Below are 16,744 nucleotides of genomic sequence, written 5' to 3'. Positions count from 1 at the left end.
TAACGGTTTTAAAAAGTTTTTTAATTTAAAATATATTTGAATTATTGATTCAGAATATTTGTTCTGATCATTGTTTTTAATAATCATTTATTTATAACATTTGAGAAATATGGTTGAAAAGAAAAAACCTGAAAAAAAATCTATTAAGAATAAAAGCGCTCATGACAATGAGCCAGCTTCTATTTCATTAGATGGTAATAGTAAGAAAAAAGTTTCTAAAAAGGGGTTAGAATCTTTAAATTATTCTGACTATTATAAGAAGTATCTAGAATCTAAAAAAGATGATTTTGAACTATTGGCTAAAAAGACATCTATTGATACGATCAAAGATAAAGAAGCAATTAAGGATGAGATTAAAGCTGAAGCATTTTATGCTGAATCTGCTTTAGACTACACTAAAGAAATGAAGGACGAAAGTTATAGCGATCACTTTAAAGAAATGAAAGATATCGATAAGAAAAATGTAGTGATTTCAAATGAAATGAAACACGATAACAAAAAAGAAGAAGAAGGTGAGTTCGTTGTTAGAAACCAATATCATCCAAGCTTCAATCATGTAGTAGAAGCTAATCATTATGATGACCTACCAGATTTTGATGTTGATAGTTCATCATTAAATTTTGATTTAAACAAATCAAATAAGGTTAATAAACCAAGTAAGCAAAAATTAGCAAGCCCACTAAATAACAATCTTGATCGTTTTAGTAACGAACGTTTCAACCAACCAATCCCATCAAGAATGTACATCCCTAAGGGTTATGTTCGTCCAATGAACCTTTATGGTCGTCCACCATTTAATCCTTATTTTAATCCATATTTCGTTCCGCCATATTACTACCCGCCAATGCACCCTGGATTTGCTAGACCTAATGCAAATCCTTACCAACAACCACCGTATTTAAATCAACAACCCCCTTATTTTAACCAACAACAAAAAGAGTTATTTCCCCAACAAAATAGCTACACAGAACAACTTCTAGACTTCGATCCTTTTGCAACTACGACTGAATTAGTTCCTGTTAATAATTACAACGTGATCACTCCAAATCAGAACGATCTAGTTGTTGTTAACAAAAAACAATCAGAGTTAAGTCATATTATTAGTTCTTTCAATAAGAGAATGAAAGAACAGCTTCGTATCGTTTCTAAACAAAACGAAATGATCGAACGATTACAAACTAAAGTAATCGAATTAACTGAAGAAAAAACTACTGCTTTAATTGGTGAAGCAAGATTAAGTACTGAAGATTTCTTACCAACAACACAACACAATTTTGAATCAGTTGTAGCTGATACCAGTTCACAAGAAGCTAAACCTGAAGTTGAAGTGGTTGCTAAAGTAGTTCAAAAACCAGCTGAAGTTGAAGTAATAACTAATATTTATGATATTGAATCAGATGATCCAGTAGTTGATATCTTATCACTTGAAGCTGATGATCTGATCAATACAGAAAACTTAGATCAAGAGCTAGCTGCTTTTGAAGAGTTTGATGCGACTAGTCTTGATGATCAACTAGATCTAAGTTTATTAGATGATGATATCACTAATACGATCCAACCTCAGATTAAATACGAACTACCAGTTGCACCAGAAGATGTGAAAAGTGAAGAACCAGTAGCAGATAAAGGCGCACAATTTGATCTAGAAATCGATCTTGAAGTACCAGGATTAGAAGACAGTCAAGAGATCTATACACCAAACCAACTATTAGATCTAGCTAAAGAACAACCTGAAGGGATCAAGAATAGTATCGTTCCAACCAAAGTAATGGACAAGATGTTTGGTGACAAACAAAAGAGTGATCCAGCAAGAAGATTCTGAGAAGCTTATGTTGGTAATTCTGAATACGGGTTTTATAATAATAAAACTTGAAACTGAAAAGGGAAATTCTCAAAACTACAAAAGTGAATTCCCTTCACTAGTGATGAAGAAGTGCCGTTCTATGGAACTAAGCATGTAATCTTATCATCAATTAAAGCTTCTGAACGTAAGAAGTTATGAAAAGAACTAATCGATGATCCAGTTTATGGTCATTTTGAAGGTAGTTCAAAAGTTTGAATCTGACACGGGGTGTTTGACCAAGAATTAAATTGGATCCCAGACCCAACTCACGACTTTAAGACTGAAGAAGAAGTTTTAGTTGAAAAACAAAAACAAAGCTTCCCTAAGAAAAAAGACGTAAGTAAGAAAACTAACGCACCAAAAGTACTAAAAACTAACGAGATCACTCCAGACTCTGATCTACACAAGATGTTATTGGATGATCCAAGATACAAAAAACACATCGGTAACGTAGAATATGGTTACTACGACAACGATGGTGTTTGGATCTGAACTGGTACTTTTGATGACAATGGTGAGTTCAAACCTGATAAGGTTGATCTAGAAGTTATCTCAGATAACCTTCAATCTGAATCAAACTTCTCAACCCTATTTGATTCTTGAAAGAAAAATAACCAAAACAACTTAGAATATGAGATTGAATCAAAACGATTCAAAACTGTTAAACCTAAAGTTGTTTATGTTAATGAACAAGAACAACCTGATGATCACCACGTTGAAGAAGAACAGTTAGCACGTTCTAAAGCTACTAAGAACGAACTGATCAAGAAGAGTAAATATGAAAAACCTACTGATGAAGATCTAGGAATCTTAACTTATGATAAGTCTAAGATCCATGACGATCAGATAGTTGATGCTTCTGTATTAGAGGGATCATCAGCTCAACAAGCACCGTTCTGACTAGAGTTTGTTGGTAATGAAGAATACGGTCATTACAATGCCAAAGGTAACTGGATCTTTGATGGTTACTTCGATGAACAATATGAGTTTGTTTCAACTAGAGTTCAAGAAGAAGTTAAGCAACCAACCAGTGGTGTGTCTAAGACTTCAATCTTAGATGATCATGCTAACTTAGATGAGTACTTCAAACCAGCAAGTAAAGAAGAGATCTTATCTTACACACCTAAAGCTAAGAAAACTGAACCAGTAGTTGAAAAAGTAGAAGAAGAGTTCTTTACTAAATTTATTGGTGATAAGAACTATGGTTATTACAACGATAAGAACGTTTGGGTTTGAAGTGGTTACTTCAATGAATATGACCAATTCGTTCCAGATGAAGCACCTAAGAACAACAAATTATTAGATGAGATCGTATCATTAGCAGCTGAACAACAAAAAGAACAAGATTTACTAAAAGCTAAAGTTGAAAGTGAACTTGCTGCTAAACAACAAGCAGTTCAAGAACAGATCCAAAGAGAGTTAGAACTACGTGATCAGTTCTTAAGAGAACAACAAGCTAAGGAAGAAGCGCTAAAACTAAGAGAACAATCACTAAATGAAAAAGCGATCAGACTTAAAGAAGAGATTCTTAAGTTAAAACTACAATCGCTTAAAAACCAAGAAGAAGCTAAAAAACAAGCGCTGAAAGAACAAGAATTTGCTGAACAGTTCAAACAAATTAAAGCAACTAAGTTCATCAAGCCAAATAAAGATAACTACAAATCAATTCACCAATTCGTTGGTGGGCTTTCTGAGCTTAGTCAAATACCAACAAAACCAGTTGAATTTGCTCAACCAACATTAAAAACAGCTGAATTTAAGTTTGAACCATCAGTAGTTGAAGAAAAAGTTGAGTTTGTTGTTAAAGACAAACTGATTGATTCTGTTGATGCGATCGTTGTTGATACTAAAGAAGTTGAACTACCAGCTGAACAGTTCTCAGCTGATCAGTTCAGTCAACAACCACAAGCTAAACCTCAATTTGACTTTAAAGAAGAGTTAGTTTTAACTGAGATCATCCCTGCAATTGTCAGTGAAGAGATCAGCACTCCAGTAGTTGAGATTAGTAAACCTGATCTGTTCACTAAACAAGAATTAGACCTATCTAATGTTGAAGTTAAATTAGCAGACCAAGCTAGTGATAGCGAAGTTGTTAGTGTTGATCTTTCAAGCGTTGAATTAGCTGATAGTCAATTCAGTTTAGCTCAAGATCAAGTTGAACCTGTTGTTGTAATTGAACAACGAGCTCACGAAGAAGTTGTTTTATCTGAACCAGTAGTAGAATTTGAACAAGTTCAATTAGAAGAACTTGACGTTGTTCCATTAGTTGAAGAACAACCAGAATTCGTTAAGGTGGTTGAACAACCAGCACCAGAAGTTGAAGTTCAAGAACAACCAGTTCAAGAAGTAGTTCACGAAGAAGTTCTTGAAGTTGTAGAAGTAGTTGAACACCCAGCACCAGAAGTTGAAGTTCAAGCTGAAGAAGTTGTCGAAGAACAACCGGTTAAAGAAGTAGTTGAACTTGTTGAAGAACCAACTCATGAAGAAACAGTTGAACACCCAGCACCACAAGTAGAAGAAGTGTTCGAAGAACAACCAGTTCAAGAACAAGTTCACGAAGTAGTTGACGAGCCAGTTCATGAAGAAGTGGTCGAAGAACACCCAGCACCAGAAGTTGAAGCTGAATCAGTTGATGAAGAAGTTGAATTCTGAGAACAATACGTTGGTGATGAACACTATGGTCACTACGATGAAAACGAAGAATGAATCTGAGATGGTTACTTTGATGAAAACCAAAACTTCTTTAGAAATGATGAAGGATTTGATCAACCAGAAGAAGTTGAATTGGCTTCAAATGTAGAAGACGACCATTTAGTTCCAAGTAGTGAAGATCTATCTGAATATCCTGAAGAAGTTGTTCAAGAAGATGAAATCACTGAAGATGAACAGCCAGAACCTGAGATCATCGATTTTAGTGCTAATGCTAAGAGTCACGAAGAAGTTGAAGCACAACAACCTGCTGAAGAATTCTTGCAAGAAGTGGAAGCTCAACCTGAAGAAGAAGCAGAAGAAGTTGAATTCTGAGAACAATACGTTGGTAACGAAGATTATGGCCACTACGATGAAAATGAAGAATGAATCTGAGATGGTTACTTTGATGAAGATAACAACTTCTTCAGAAACGAAGATGGTGAACAAGCTGATCAACCAGAAGAAGTTGAACACGTAGAAGAACCAGTAGTAGCAGAAGAAGAAACTTTACCAACTCAAGCTGTTGAATTTGATGATCAAGCTGAACTAGAAGAGATTAGTGAAGACGATCAACCAGAACCTGAAATCGTTGACTTTAGTGGTAGCAGTGAATCTGAACAAGAAGTTCACCAAGAACCTGCTGTCGAAGAAGAAGTTGAACCAGCTCATGAAGAAGCAGTAGCAGAAGAAGAACCTGTAGTTGAACAAGAATCAGTTGCTGAAGAACAACCAGAAGTTGAACCGCAACCTGCAGTTGAGGAAGAAGTTCATGAAGAAGAACCTGCTGTTGAAGAACCAGCTGAAGAAGCTGAATTCTGAGAACAATACGTTGGTGATGAACATTATGGTCATTATGACCAAGACGGTGAATGAGTTTGAGCTGGCTACTTCGATGAAGATAACAACTTCATTAAGAATGAAGATGAAGCAGTAGCAGATGAAGAACCAGTTTCTGAAGAATCTGAAGAAGCTGAATCAACTCAAGAAGAAGCTGCTTCAGAAGGGATCGAAGAAGTTGAGGTTGAAGGTGAACACTATATTTATGCTGATGAAAATGGTGAAATCAACTTCGATAACTACATCGGTAATGAAAACTTTGGTTATTACCTAGAAGATGGTGAATGAGAATGATACGAAGGTGACTTTGATGAAAAAGGTAACTGATTCGTATACGTTCAAGGTGAACCAGAAGAAGTTAACGTTGAAGAAGATATTCCTGCATTAAAAGGTGTTGATACTGAATCAGTTGACGCTGATGACTGATTATCACAATTTGATGAAGATGCTGCTTCTGCAATCTTTGAAAATGAAGAATCTGACGAAGATCTAGATGATGACTTTGGTTTACTTTCTGGTAAGAAGAAAAACAAGAAAGCTAAAAAAGCCAATAAATAATCATCAAACCAATTAAAAAACAAAAACAATAATTCTTTTGCAGAATTATTGTTTTTTTTATTTTCTTGACAATATATGACTTAACAATTTAAACCATTTAATTAAGAACTAAACAAAAAAATTGAACCTAAATTCTTGTTAAGTTCACTTGAACAAAAAAATACCAAGTAATAAATTACTTGGCGTTCTAAGTTAGTTAGTTTATTAGTGTTAAGTTAATGGCGCGCCCAATAGGACTTGAACCTATAACCGTCTGATCCGAAGTCAGATGTTCTATCCAATTGAACTATGGGCGCATTAATAACTCGGTAGTATTATAAAATAAATTTAAATATAAAAATATATTTAAACACGTTTTGCTCAATAGTTGTCAATTAGTTTGGTATTAGATCTAACAATATTGATCTCTTTTAACTCCAACGAATTAAGCTTATACATGCAAACAGAATTTAAGATCTGATCTAATTGATTATTATCTTGTTCAACTTTGAGATACAACCATTTTAGGTTAGTTGATTGTGCTACCCTAATAAAGAAATCAATTAGTTGTTCTATGATCTTGGGATCATAAGTTTGTAATAAGTATTTAATCTGACCGTTAGTTTTATCGACATTGATCTTTATTAAACCAAAGATCTGTTTATCTAGGTAGATAACAAAAAAGTAAGAACTTTTTTCAGTCCATCTTTTTTTAGCTAAAACGATATATTCTTCTAAATTAACTAAATCAACTTCGCTTTTGCTAAACCCTAAATGGTGTTCGTTATTTAAGCTATTTAAAAAATCGTATAGCTCATTAATTTGGTAATTATCAATCTTTTTTAGCTCTAAATGTTGATTAATTACATATCTTTTATTAAACATGGTTTTTATATAATAATTTTAATAAATAAAAATATGCCTTTTAAGAAAGATTTAAATCTCTCAGATTGTTTTAAGATCGTTGATAACCAATTAGTTCTATCTGAGAAATACAAACAGGAGTATGGCAGTAAGTTTAAAAAAATCACAGGAAGTCGCTTTCCCAATGTTTTAGGGATTAATGAGTTCAACACCCCATTTATCGAGTGGTTGAAGATGGTTAACCTTTATTATGAAACAATGGACCCAATTTTATCTAAGGCTGGGGTTGTGATTGAGCCAAAAGTTAGAGAGTACATTATGAATAAGTTCAAGATCAACTATAAGACTTATGACCCGATCAAAGTTGGCTTTGATCTTTTTAAAGATAATCAGATCTTTGGGGGGATTCCCGATGGTGAACCAGTTGATCAAGATGGTAATCTTTTATATGATGAGAATCACCCAATGTTGGAGATTAAAACCACCTCGATCGATAAGTTGAGTTATAAAAAAGTTGATGGCTTATTAAGAATGATGGTTGATCAATCGGGTTTACCGATCGTTAAAGCTAAGCGTGAAAAATACTTTGAATGATATGATGAAAATAAGCAGATTAAAGTAAAAAAGGAGTATGTGTTGCAACTTTCACTTTATCTTTATCTAAGAAATGCAAAGTATGGTCGGTTTGGGGTTATCTTCTTACGACCAGAAGATTACCAGAACCCAGAAGCAATCGATTTAAGTCAACGCTTAATCGATGTTGTTGACATGAAAGTCGAAAAATCAAGTATTGAGCCATACATTGAACAAGCAACCCAATGATATCAAGACCACATCATTAAAGGGATTAGTCCAAAGATGACAAGATCTGATCTAGAGTTTTTGAAATTACATAAAATTATTTAATCGCTAAAATCTTAAATATGAATACTAGTAACTATCAGATCATGATCAAATTCGGTGAGTTATGACTAAAAAATAACAACAGGATCAACTTTATTAACCAATTAAAGGCTAATCTACAGCAAGCAATTAGTAAATTTGAGTTAAAGCTCAATTTACAATACGATCATTTTTTAATTACGAACTACCACAAGCAAGATCAAACTGAACTGATCGAGATCTTAAAAAGAATACCTGGGATTAGTTACGTTTGTTTAGTTCAACAATTACAACGTGATCTAAATCTGTTACAAGATTTAGTTCTAGAGATGGTTAATGATCATGATCAATTAGCTTTTGAGATCAAAAGAAAAGATAAAAGTTATGAACTTACCAGCCTTGATTTAAAAAAGACCTTATCAGCTTATTGTTTAAAAAACCGTCAGATTAAGATTAATCTGACCAATCCAACGAAAATGATTAGTATTGACGTAGTCAAGAATTATTTCATTTTATACTTGCACAAATATAGTGCGGCTGGCGGATTACCAGTGAAATCTTCAGGCAAAGTCTTGGTTCTATTATCAGGTGGGATCGACTCACCTGTTGCTAGTGATCTACTTTATAAAAGGGGAATGCACGTTGATTTCTTAACGTTTATTACTCCTCCACACACTTCAAAGCAAGCTTTAGATAAAACCGTATTATTAGCCCAAACTGTTAGTAAGCACAACGAAGTAAGCGATGCTAAGATCTTTATTCATAACTTCACCAATGTGCTCAAAGAGATTTCACACACCAAATATGAAAACTACCGAATCACATTAATGCGTCGTTGTTTTTATAAGATTGCTAATAAACTAATAAATCAGTATGGGTATGACTGCATTGCTACTGGTGAATCACTTGGTCAAGTTGCTTCACAAACGATCAACAGTATGAAAGCAATCTCGAATGCCAGCAAAGATTTATTAGTTTTACGACCATTATTGTGTTATGATAAAAGCCAAATCATTGAACACGCCAAGAAGATCAAGACATATGAGATTTCGATCTTACCTTATTCTGATGCTTGTTCATTATATGCGCCTAAAAAACCAATTACCAACCCAAGGATTGAAATTATCGATAAGATCGAAGCTAAATTAGATTTTTTAGATATAGTCATTGATAATTCAATTACTAACGATATTATTCAATTTGATTTAAATAAACAATGAGACAACAATTAGAAGTCCACGATCAGATCTGAGCTAAAGTCCAGGAATTTGACCACCTGACTTTCTTTGTGCACGAGCGTCCAGATTTTGATGCTTTAGGTTCAGCATTCGCATTTAAAGAATTAATTAATAATATGTTCCCAGAAAAAAAGGTATATGTCATGGGGACATATAAACTTGATCCAGAATTAGGAGCAAGTTTATTTCCGTTTGAAAAAGAACCTGTTGATATTGAGTTTTTAGAACGATCACTAGGGATCGTTTTTGATACTGCGAATGCTGAACGAATCTTAACAGGTCAGCACAAATTGGTTAAAGAGATTATCAGAATTGATCATCATCCTAAAACTGAGATTATTGGTTCGATCGAATGGGTTGATCCCACCTTTTCATCAACAGCTGAGATGATCGGATGGTTCATCAAGTGGATGGGTTTTAAACTCAATTCGATTATTGCTAAGTATATCTATGCAGGGATTATTACTGACACAGGTAGATTTTTATATTTAGCAACTACCCCAAGTACATTCATGATGACAGCTGAGATCTTAGCAACTGGGTTTAACCGTAACGAAGTTCATGATGCGGTTTATCTAAAACCGATCTTAGAACATAAGTATTATTCTTATGTCGTTAACCATGCTAAGATCACACCAAATGGTTTAGCTTATATAGCTGTCAGAAAAGGCGCACATAAACGCTTTGGGATCAGATCACCAATGACGATGGTGCACGCGCTAAATAATATTGATGGGGTGAAGATCTGAACGGCAATTTATTTTGATGATCAATCCCAAAAATGAAAGGGATCGATCAGATCATATGATATTCCGATCAACCATTTTGCAGCTATGTTTAATGGTGGGGGGCATAAGTTTGCTAGTGGTTTTAGTTTAGACAACAAGCAGGACTTTTATAAACTAATTAAGGTTTTAGATGATTATCTAAAAACGATTGACAATGATCAACTTTCACAAAATTAATGCCAAGAACAATCCGATCTTTAAAGATTTAAAGATCGCATTTAAAAATGGTTATAACAAACAGATTAGTGATTATTTTTGTGTTGGTGGGATTAAAAATAACCTGATTGCTTTAAATAATAATTGACTCCCACACACGATCTTTGTTAGTAAATCTTTTGATCAAAAGCTTATTAGTAATATCAAAAGTAAATTAAAACAACACAAAGTGCGTTGGATCATGATCTCAGATCAATTGAACGATCAATTAAAAGCAATCAACACCCAAGCGGGAGATTGTTATTTTTATTATTTATTAAAAGATCTAAATCATCCAACTTTTGATCTAAGTGATCAACATAATTACTTGTTCTTAGATCATATCCAAGATCCAAGTAATCTTGGTACGATCTTAAGAAATGCTGCAGCATTTGATCTTACCAAAGTTTTGATCCATGATTCAGTTAATCTTTATAATCCCAAATTAATTCGCGCTTCAGCTGGGGCGATCTTTAGTAACCAAATTAGTTTAATTAAAAACCTAGATCAATTTCTTAATGCAATTAAAAAGAAGGGATTAAGATTAGTAGCCACTGCTAACCATGAAGATGCAACCCCACTTGATCAGTTTGATCATCAATTGGGAAATATCATTATCTTTGGGAATGAAGCTAATGGTGTGAGTGAACAATTATTAAATCAAGCTGATCAAACGATCAAGATCGTGATTAATAATCAGTATGCCGAATCTTTAAATGTGGCTACAAGTAGTGGGATCATCTTATATGAACTAAATAAGTTATGAAAAAAACGATCGTTATCAAATCAGTAGATGATTGTATTAGGATTGATAAGTTCTTATTTAAGTATTTAAAAAACTACACAAGAACTAATATCTATAAGATGATCCGTAAGAAAGATATTACGGTTAATAATCAACGAATTGATTTTGATTACATCTTAAAGGTGAATGATAAGATTACTTATTATGATTTCTTAAGAACAGATCATAAGAAAAAAGTGCCAGAGTTTTTCAAAGCTAAACCAGAATTAGATCTGATCTATGAAGATGAGAATCTGGTGATCTTTGAAAAACCATTGGGAATCCCAGCCCAACAAACTGATGAACCAAGCCAATATGACCATATGCAAAATCGCTTGGTTCATTATCTGGTTAAGTCTAACCAATATGATTATTTAAATAATCAAGCTTATTTACCAAGTATTGTTAATCGGCTTGATACCTACACGACTGGGATTATGCTAGGAGCAAAAAATCTTAAAGCTCAACAAGCGCTCAACCAAATCATTAAAAACCGTGATCTGAAAAAATTTTATCATTGTTTAGTTCACGGTGAGATTAATCCCAAAAAAGCAACACTAACAGCTTATCTAACTAAAGATCCCAACCGATCTTTAGTTAGTATCCAAAAAGAAAAAACGAACGATAATAAAATAATTATCACCCGTTATCAGACCCTTTATTACTTTAAAAAACAAAACTACACTCTATTAGATGTTGAACTAATTACGGGACGAACCCATCAGATCAGAGCTCATTTAGCATCCATCAATCACCCAGTGGTGGGTGATTATAAGTATGCTAAAAAGCAATACCAAAATAACCAAGGTAATTTTAAACACCAACTACTACATAGTTACAAGATCATCTTTGATCTAGCTAACTATGATCAAGATTTCATCTTGAAGTACTTAGACCAGAATCAATATCAAACCAAGTCACCAGCTTGGTTTCATAGCCAACTGCACCCCAATCCTTACGAAGAAAAATAAATTTGGTAAAATAGTACTTAAATGGAAACAACTAAAACAATATATAATGATGAACTCATCAAGGGTTGGTTAAAAGAGATCATCAAGTTAGTACCAGGGATAACTAGTGAACTGAGTGATGATGATATTGAGATCGATGAGGACACAATTACGATTACAGTTGTTTGCAAGCTAGGCATTAGACCCTATCAGGTATGTTTAATGGCTCAAAGCATGATCTATTATGAATTGTCGCGCTGGGATGATCATCATCCGTATTTTATCAATGTAATTATTAAAGAAATTAAAGGATAGATTTTTTTATGGCTTCAGATACATTAACTACCAAGCAACTTCAATCGATGTTCATTGAAGGTTATAATGTGATTTTTAATCGTTATGAATACATTAATAACCTAAATGTTTTCCCCGTACCTGATGGTGATACGGGAACAAATATGAAGATCACTACTAAAGGTGGTGTGGATGCGATTAGTGATCTAGAGTTTAATTCATTACAAAGCTTGGGCAAGGTATTTGCGACTGGGCTTTTTATGAACGCTTGTGGGAACTCGGGGGTGATTTTTAGCCAGATCATTAAAGGGTTTACCAAATCATTACCTGATGGTGATGAAGTTGGGATTAAGCAGTTAATCAATTCGTTTAAAGAAGCTAAAGAAGTTGCTTATAGTGTGATCCAATCTCCGGTTGAAGGGACGATCTTAACTGTAGTTAGATTAACAGCAGATCAGCTTGTGCAAAAACAAGATGAGATCAGTTCAGTTGAACAATTATTTGAGTTGGCAACTGAGTTTGCTAAAGATGCTCTAAAGCAAACCCCCAAAATGTTACCAGCATTAAAGTCAGCTAATGTTGTTGATTCTGGCGGGTTTGGTTTAGTTTCATTCCTAGAAGGAATGTTGACTGAACTGACTAAGGATTTTTCTAGACTTAATAATGATAAGCAGTTCGTTAATAAGAAAGCTTTATCATCTAAAGCTGAACAAGAACTAGTTGAAGAAGGGCACGGTTATTGTACGGAGTTCTTATTAAAACTTGGACTAAAAGCAAAAGATGATCAAACTAAGATCAAATTTAACGAAGAAAAGTTTAAGAAAGAGATTAGTAAAGACGTTGAATCTTTAGTTTTAATCAACGATAAAGAAGAAGGGATCGTGAAGCTTCACGCTCACACTTTAACACCTGATTTGGTCTTAAAACATGCTCAACCTTATGGTGAGTTCTTAAAAGTTAAGATCGAAAATATGAACAAACAGGTTACTGAACGTAAGCAAGATGATAGTAACCTGGGTCAATTAGCAAACAAACCGATCGATCTTTTAATGGATATTGATCTATCTAAGATTAAGGACTTTAAGACTGAAACAGCTATTATTGCCACTGTTCCTTCAAGAGTTCTTGGTAAGATGATCGTGCAAAACTATGATGTTGATCAGTTTATTGATACTTCAGCTACAGGTAATCCTACGATCAAAGATTTCGTTAAGAATATCTACAGTGTTAAATCTAAGAATGTGATTATCGTTGTTGATGATACGAATTTATTATTATCAGCTAAAGAAGCGATCGCATTATTAAAAAAACATATTAATTGCGAATTGATCTCATGTCAAAACTTCATTGAAGCACTAAGCGCGATCAGTGGTTACATGCGTTCTGATAGCTTAAAAAGTAACGTTAAAGTTTTACATAAGATAATTAAATCAACGGGATCAGCTTTCATCTCAACATCAGTAAAAAACATTAAATATCCTCATCTCCAAGTTCACAAAGGTGATTACATTGGGGTAATGAAAAAAAAAATTATCGTCAGTGATAGCGATATTTACAAATGTTTACTAGATACAGTAGCCCAACTGATCGATGAAGTAAAAAAACCCGAACTAGTTTTAATCATCTATGGTAAGAACACTTCAAGTTCAGAAGTAAGAACGATCGTCAAACTGATCTCAGAGAAGTTTGGAATCTATTGTGAAGCGATCAACGGATCACAAAAACTATATCAATATTACATAGGTGTGCAATAATGTTTAGGATCGCGGTTGATTGTATGGGTTTTGAAAACTCAGTTAGTGAAGCTGTTAAAGCAGTAATTAAATACGCAAAAAAGCACAAAGACTTATCCTTTGTTTTGGTTGGTGATGAAAATCAGATCCGACCGCTTGTTGAAAATAAGAAATACTTGAATTATCGAATCGTTCATACTACAAATGAGATTGGTATGAGCGATTCGGTTTTAACTGCTTATCGCAAAAAAGATAGTTCAATGTACCTAACGATTGAACTATTAAAAAACAACGAAGTTGACACCATTATATCAGCTGGATCATCAAGTGCTTATGTTGCTTTAACATACAATTTAATCGGCAAGATCCACCATAAGATTAAAGTGGGATTCATGTCATATGTGCCAACAGTCACCAAAAGGGGATTCTGATTCTTAGATGTTGGTGCTAATAAAGAATATCTTGGTGAAGAACTGTATTATCTAGGTAAGATGGCTAATACGTTTATTACTAGTGTTTTTAATTATCAACCTCGATTAGGTGTGCTTAATATTGGGGCTGAAAAAAATAAGGGATTTGAATACCACCAAGTTGTTTACAACCTATTAGAAAATGATAAGACCGTAGATTTTTTAGGGTTTATCGAACCACGTGGATTGATTAAAGGTGAATGCGACCTATTAGTTAGTGATGGTTACTCTGGTAATTTAGTGCTTAAATCATTAGAAGGAGCACTGAAATCTGTTGGTAAAATTTTAAAGAAAAATTATAAAATAAACCCACTGGGAGCTTTGTTCTCAGCGAACGTTATTTATCAAATTACTAAAACATTTGATTATAAAAATAATGCTGGTGCTGTCGTGTTAGGACTAAACAAATTAGTTTTAAAAACTCACGGATCAGCTGATGCTAAACAATTTTATTCAACAATTCGTTTAGCGCACGAAAGTTTATTAAATAATTTAATTGAAAAAATCACAAAAGAATGTTCGACTTTTTTGAATTAAATTAATTAGTAAATTCTAATCCAACTTATTTAAGATTTATACAAAAAGCATTAATGCTATTTCTTATATGGAAAATTTAGAGAAAAATACTAAAAAGAAGATCAAAAAACCAAATAATTTTAAAAAAAATAATAAAGATAAAACCGAAGAACTTAAAGACAAGCCGACACCGCGGATGTTTAAGATGACGCCTAAATCTAGTAAATTTTTACATCAATTAGGTGTTACTGGAAGAAAGCACACAGAAAAACCCGTGCCGTTAAATGATCCTGATTATGAAAAGAAGATTAGAGAAATCCAAGCTAAGGAAGCTAAAAAAATCAGATCAGATGAAGTTGTAAACAATAATTCTAAGAAACAAAATAATAATAAGCAAGCTAAGAAAAAAGCTAATAAAAACAAAAAACAAAAAGGGAATAATAACAACTTCCAAAATAACAAAAAACCAGAGAATTGAAAGCAAAAACCAGCAGCTAATAATCAAGTAAAGGCTATCCCTAATTCTGAAAAATCTACGGCAAAAACAGCTATAAATTTAATTATTAAGAGAACTTTTGAAACATTAAAACAAAATAATTTAATTGCTCCTAATTTAAAGCAAAATCCCAATAAAAAAGATAAGCCGCAACAGCCAAATGTAGCTGCTAAAAATAATAACCAAAAAGAAGTTAAAAAACCATATAATAATTTTGTAAATAATCAAAAAAATCACAACAAGAACAATGCTGGTAATAAGGGCGATAATAAACAACCAACAAAACCTTTAAACCAATCAAAATTATCTAAGAGCACGATTGTAGAATTACCTTTTACTCCCAATTTTACAAGTAACCAACCAAAACCTACTCAAAAAGAAGATTCTAAAAAAGTTAAAGCTAAGAAAGCTGAAAATTCACAACCACAAGAGTCTAATAAACAAGTAAAAAAATTAGAAGTTAAAACCAACCAACAAAAACAAGATCAAACTAAAAAAAAGCAACCGAAAGAAAATAAAAATCAGCAAATTAAAGCGGTAAATTTGAACAATAATCAACAAAAAACTAATAACAATAATCAAAAAAATTCTGTTGATAAGTCAGAAAACGATAACAATAAAAAAAAGTCAGAAGCAAACCAAAAACAAGAAAACTTAAACCCAAACAACAACAATAAAAAAAAAGAAGATTCAAAAAACGAATCTAACAACATTCCATTAATAAATAAAAATATCTCTGACCAACAGATTGTTAAGATCAGCAATTACATTAAAGATAATTACCCAGTCATTTATGCTGATTTAAAAGAAAAGAATCGTCTTGGCTTTAATAGTAATCTTGATGATGACAAACTTATTGTTTATGCTAACTATGAAGATAAAGATCTTGAATTATTATTAAAGAAATTCAAAGTTGTGACAAACAACATTGGACTTTATGAAGAAGCGCTAACACACAACTCATACGCTAATGAGATGCATTTAAAATACAACTATCAAAGATTAGAGTTCTTAGGTGATGCAATCATTAATAAGATAGTTGCAGAGTATTTATTTAACCATTCAGATTCATCTGAAGGTGAAATGACTAAAGATCGTATAAAGATCATTCAATCTAATACACTGATTAAAGCAGCTACCCAATTAGAACTAATTAATTATATTAGGGTTGGTGAGGGATTAAAGATTGCTCCTTTATCACCAAAGATCCTTGAAGATATCTTTGAAGCATTTATTGGAGCTATGTATTTAGATCAAGGTGAGTATGCAGTAAGAAAGATCTTAAATTATACGATCATAGGTTATTACCAAAAAGGTCAATTAACTGAAAACACTGATTATAAGTCAATTTTCCAAGAAATTATTCACTCAACAGGATTGAATATGAAAATCCATTACGAAAGAACCTATGATCGACAAAAGAACCTTCATACAGTAAGTCTTTATGCAGGCGGGATCATGTATGGTGAAGGTAAGGATTCAAGCACCCACAAAGCAGAAATAAAAGCAGCCAAAGAGGCGATTAGCAAATTTCGCGGCTTACTAAAGTTAGAAAAATAAGGCTTTAGCCTTAAAATTACAATCCTCTTAAAAAATTAGCACTCTAATAGCTCAAGTGCTAATTTT

The 16,744-nt window shown here is 33.1% G+C and carries 11 protein-coding genes and 1 tRNA gene; 10 read left to right on the top strand and 2 right to left on the bottom strand.

Translation table 4 applies throughout. From position 1 onward, the window contains the following. Window positions 1-109 precede the first annotated feature (109 nt). Window positions 110-5,929: an EAGR box-containing protein gene (locus D2833_RS02800; RefSeq protein WP_231992400.1), complete on the top strand. Its 5,820-nt coding sequence runs from the start codon at window positions 110-112 to the stop codon at window positions 5,927-5,929. A 219-nt stretch (window positions 5,930-6,148) separates the two neighbouring features. Here D2833_RS02800 and D2833_RS02795 read toward each other — a convergent pair. Together D2833_RS02795 and D2833_RS02790 are read right to left on the bottom strand one after the other, a co-directional pair. Then, window positions 6,149-6,225, bottom strand: a tRNA-Arg gene (locus D2833_RS02795). A 49-nt stretch (window positions 6,226-6,274) separates the two neighbouring features. Then, window positions 6,275-6,793: a hypothetical protein gene (locus D2833_RS02790; RefSeq protein ID WP_011113751.1), complete on the bottom strand. Its 519-nt coding sequence runs from the start codon at window positions 6,791-6,793 to the stop codon at window positions 6,275-6,277. Between the two features lie 33 nt (window positions 6,794-6,826). Between D2833_RS02790 and D2833_RS02785 the strand changes: the two genes are divergently transcribed. The 9 genes from D2833_RS02785 to rnc all read left to right on the top strand — a co-directional run bounded on the left by D2833_RS02785 (window position 6,827) and on the right by rnc (window position 16,678). Beyond that, complete coding sequence (locus tag D2833_RS02785) at window positions 6,827-7,678, top strand: MPN551 family DNA-binding protein (protein WP_036447267.1); 852 nt, start codon at window positions 6,827-6,829, stop codon at window positions 7,676-7,678. A 17-nt stretch (window positions 7,679-7,695) separates the two neighbouring features. Beyond that, complete coding sequence (gene thiI / locus D2833_RS02780) at window positions 7,696-8,886, top strand: tRNA uracil 4-sulfurtransferase ThiI (RefSeq protein WP_011113749.1); 1,191 nt, start codon at window positions 7,696-7,698, stop codon at window positions 8,884-8,886. Next, the gene (locus D2833_RS02775; RefSeq protein ID WP_011113748.1) at window positions 8,871-9,857 is read left to right on the top strand and encodes a DHH family phosphoesterase; all 987 of its coding nucleotides are present in this window, start codon (window positions 8,871-8,873) and stop codon (window positions 9,855-9,857) included. The genes thiI and D2833_RS02775 overlap by 16 nt, the downstream gene beginning before the upstream one ends. Next, window positions 9,829-10,668, top strand: coding sequence for a TrmH family RNA methyltransferase (locus D2833_RS02770; RefSeq protein ID WP_011113747.1), 840 nt, complete (start codon window positions 9,829-9,831; stop codon window positions 10,666-10,668). The genes D2833_RS02775 and D2833_RS02770 overlap by 29 nt, the downstream gene beginning before the upstream one ends. Next, complete coding sequence (locus D2833_RS02765; protein WP_011113746.1) at window positions 10,638-11,630, top strand: RluA family pseudouridine synthase; 993 nt, start codon at window positions 10,638-10,640, stop codon at window positions 11,628-11,630. The genes D2833_RS02770 and D2833_RS02765 overlap by 31 nt, the downstream gene beginning before the upstream one ends. Window positions 11,631-11,651: 21 nt before the next feature. Further along, entirely contained in the window at window positions 11,652-11,924 is a 273-nt protein-coding gene (locus tag D2833_RS02760) for a hypothetical protein (RefSeq protein WP_011113745.1), read from the top strand. Window positions 11,925-11,932: 8 nt separating this feature from the next. Further along, a complete protein-coding gene (locus D2833_RS02755) occupies window positions 11,933-13,657 on the top strand; it encodes a DAK2 domain-containing protein (protein WP_011113744.1) in 1,725 nt (574 codons plus the stop codon). Further along, window positions 13,600-14,643, top strand: a complete 1,044-nt coding sequence (gene plsX / locus D2833_RS02750) for a phosphate acyltransferase PlsX (protein ID WP_011113743.1) — start codon at window positions 13,600-13,602, stop codon at window positions 14,641-14,643. The genes D2833_RS02755 and plsX overlap by 58 nt, the downstream gene beginning before the upstream one ends. A gap of 67 nt (window positions 14,644-14,710) precedes the next feature. Then, the gene (gene rnc / locus D2833_RS02745; protein ID WP_117274053.1) at window positions 14,711-16,678 is read left to right on the top strand and encodes a ribonuclease III; all 1,968 of its coding nucleotides are present in this window, start codon (window positions 14,711-14,713) and stop codon (window positions 16,676-16,678) included. Window positions 16,679-16,744 lie beyond the last annotated feature (66 nt).

This window comes from Mycoplasmoides gallisepticum, assembly GCF_900476085.1.
GTDB classification, from domain to species: domain Bacteria; phylum Bacillota_I; class Bacilli_A; order Mycoplasmatales; family Mycoplasmoidaceae; genus Mycoplasmoides; species Mycoplasmoides gallisepticum.
The sequence above is the reverse complement of the archived record's forward strand: the minus strand, read 5'-3'. Positions and strand labels throughout refer to the sequence as shown.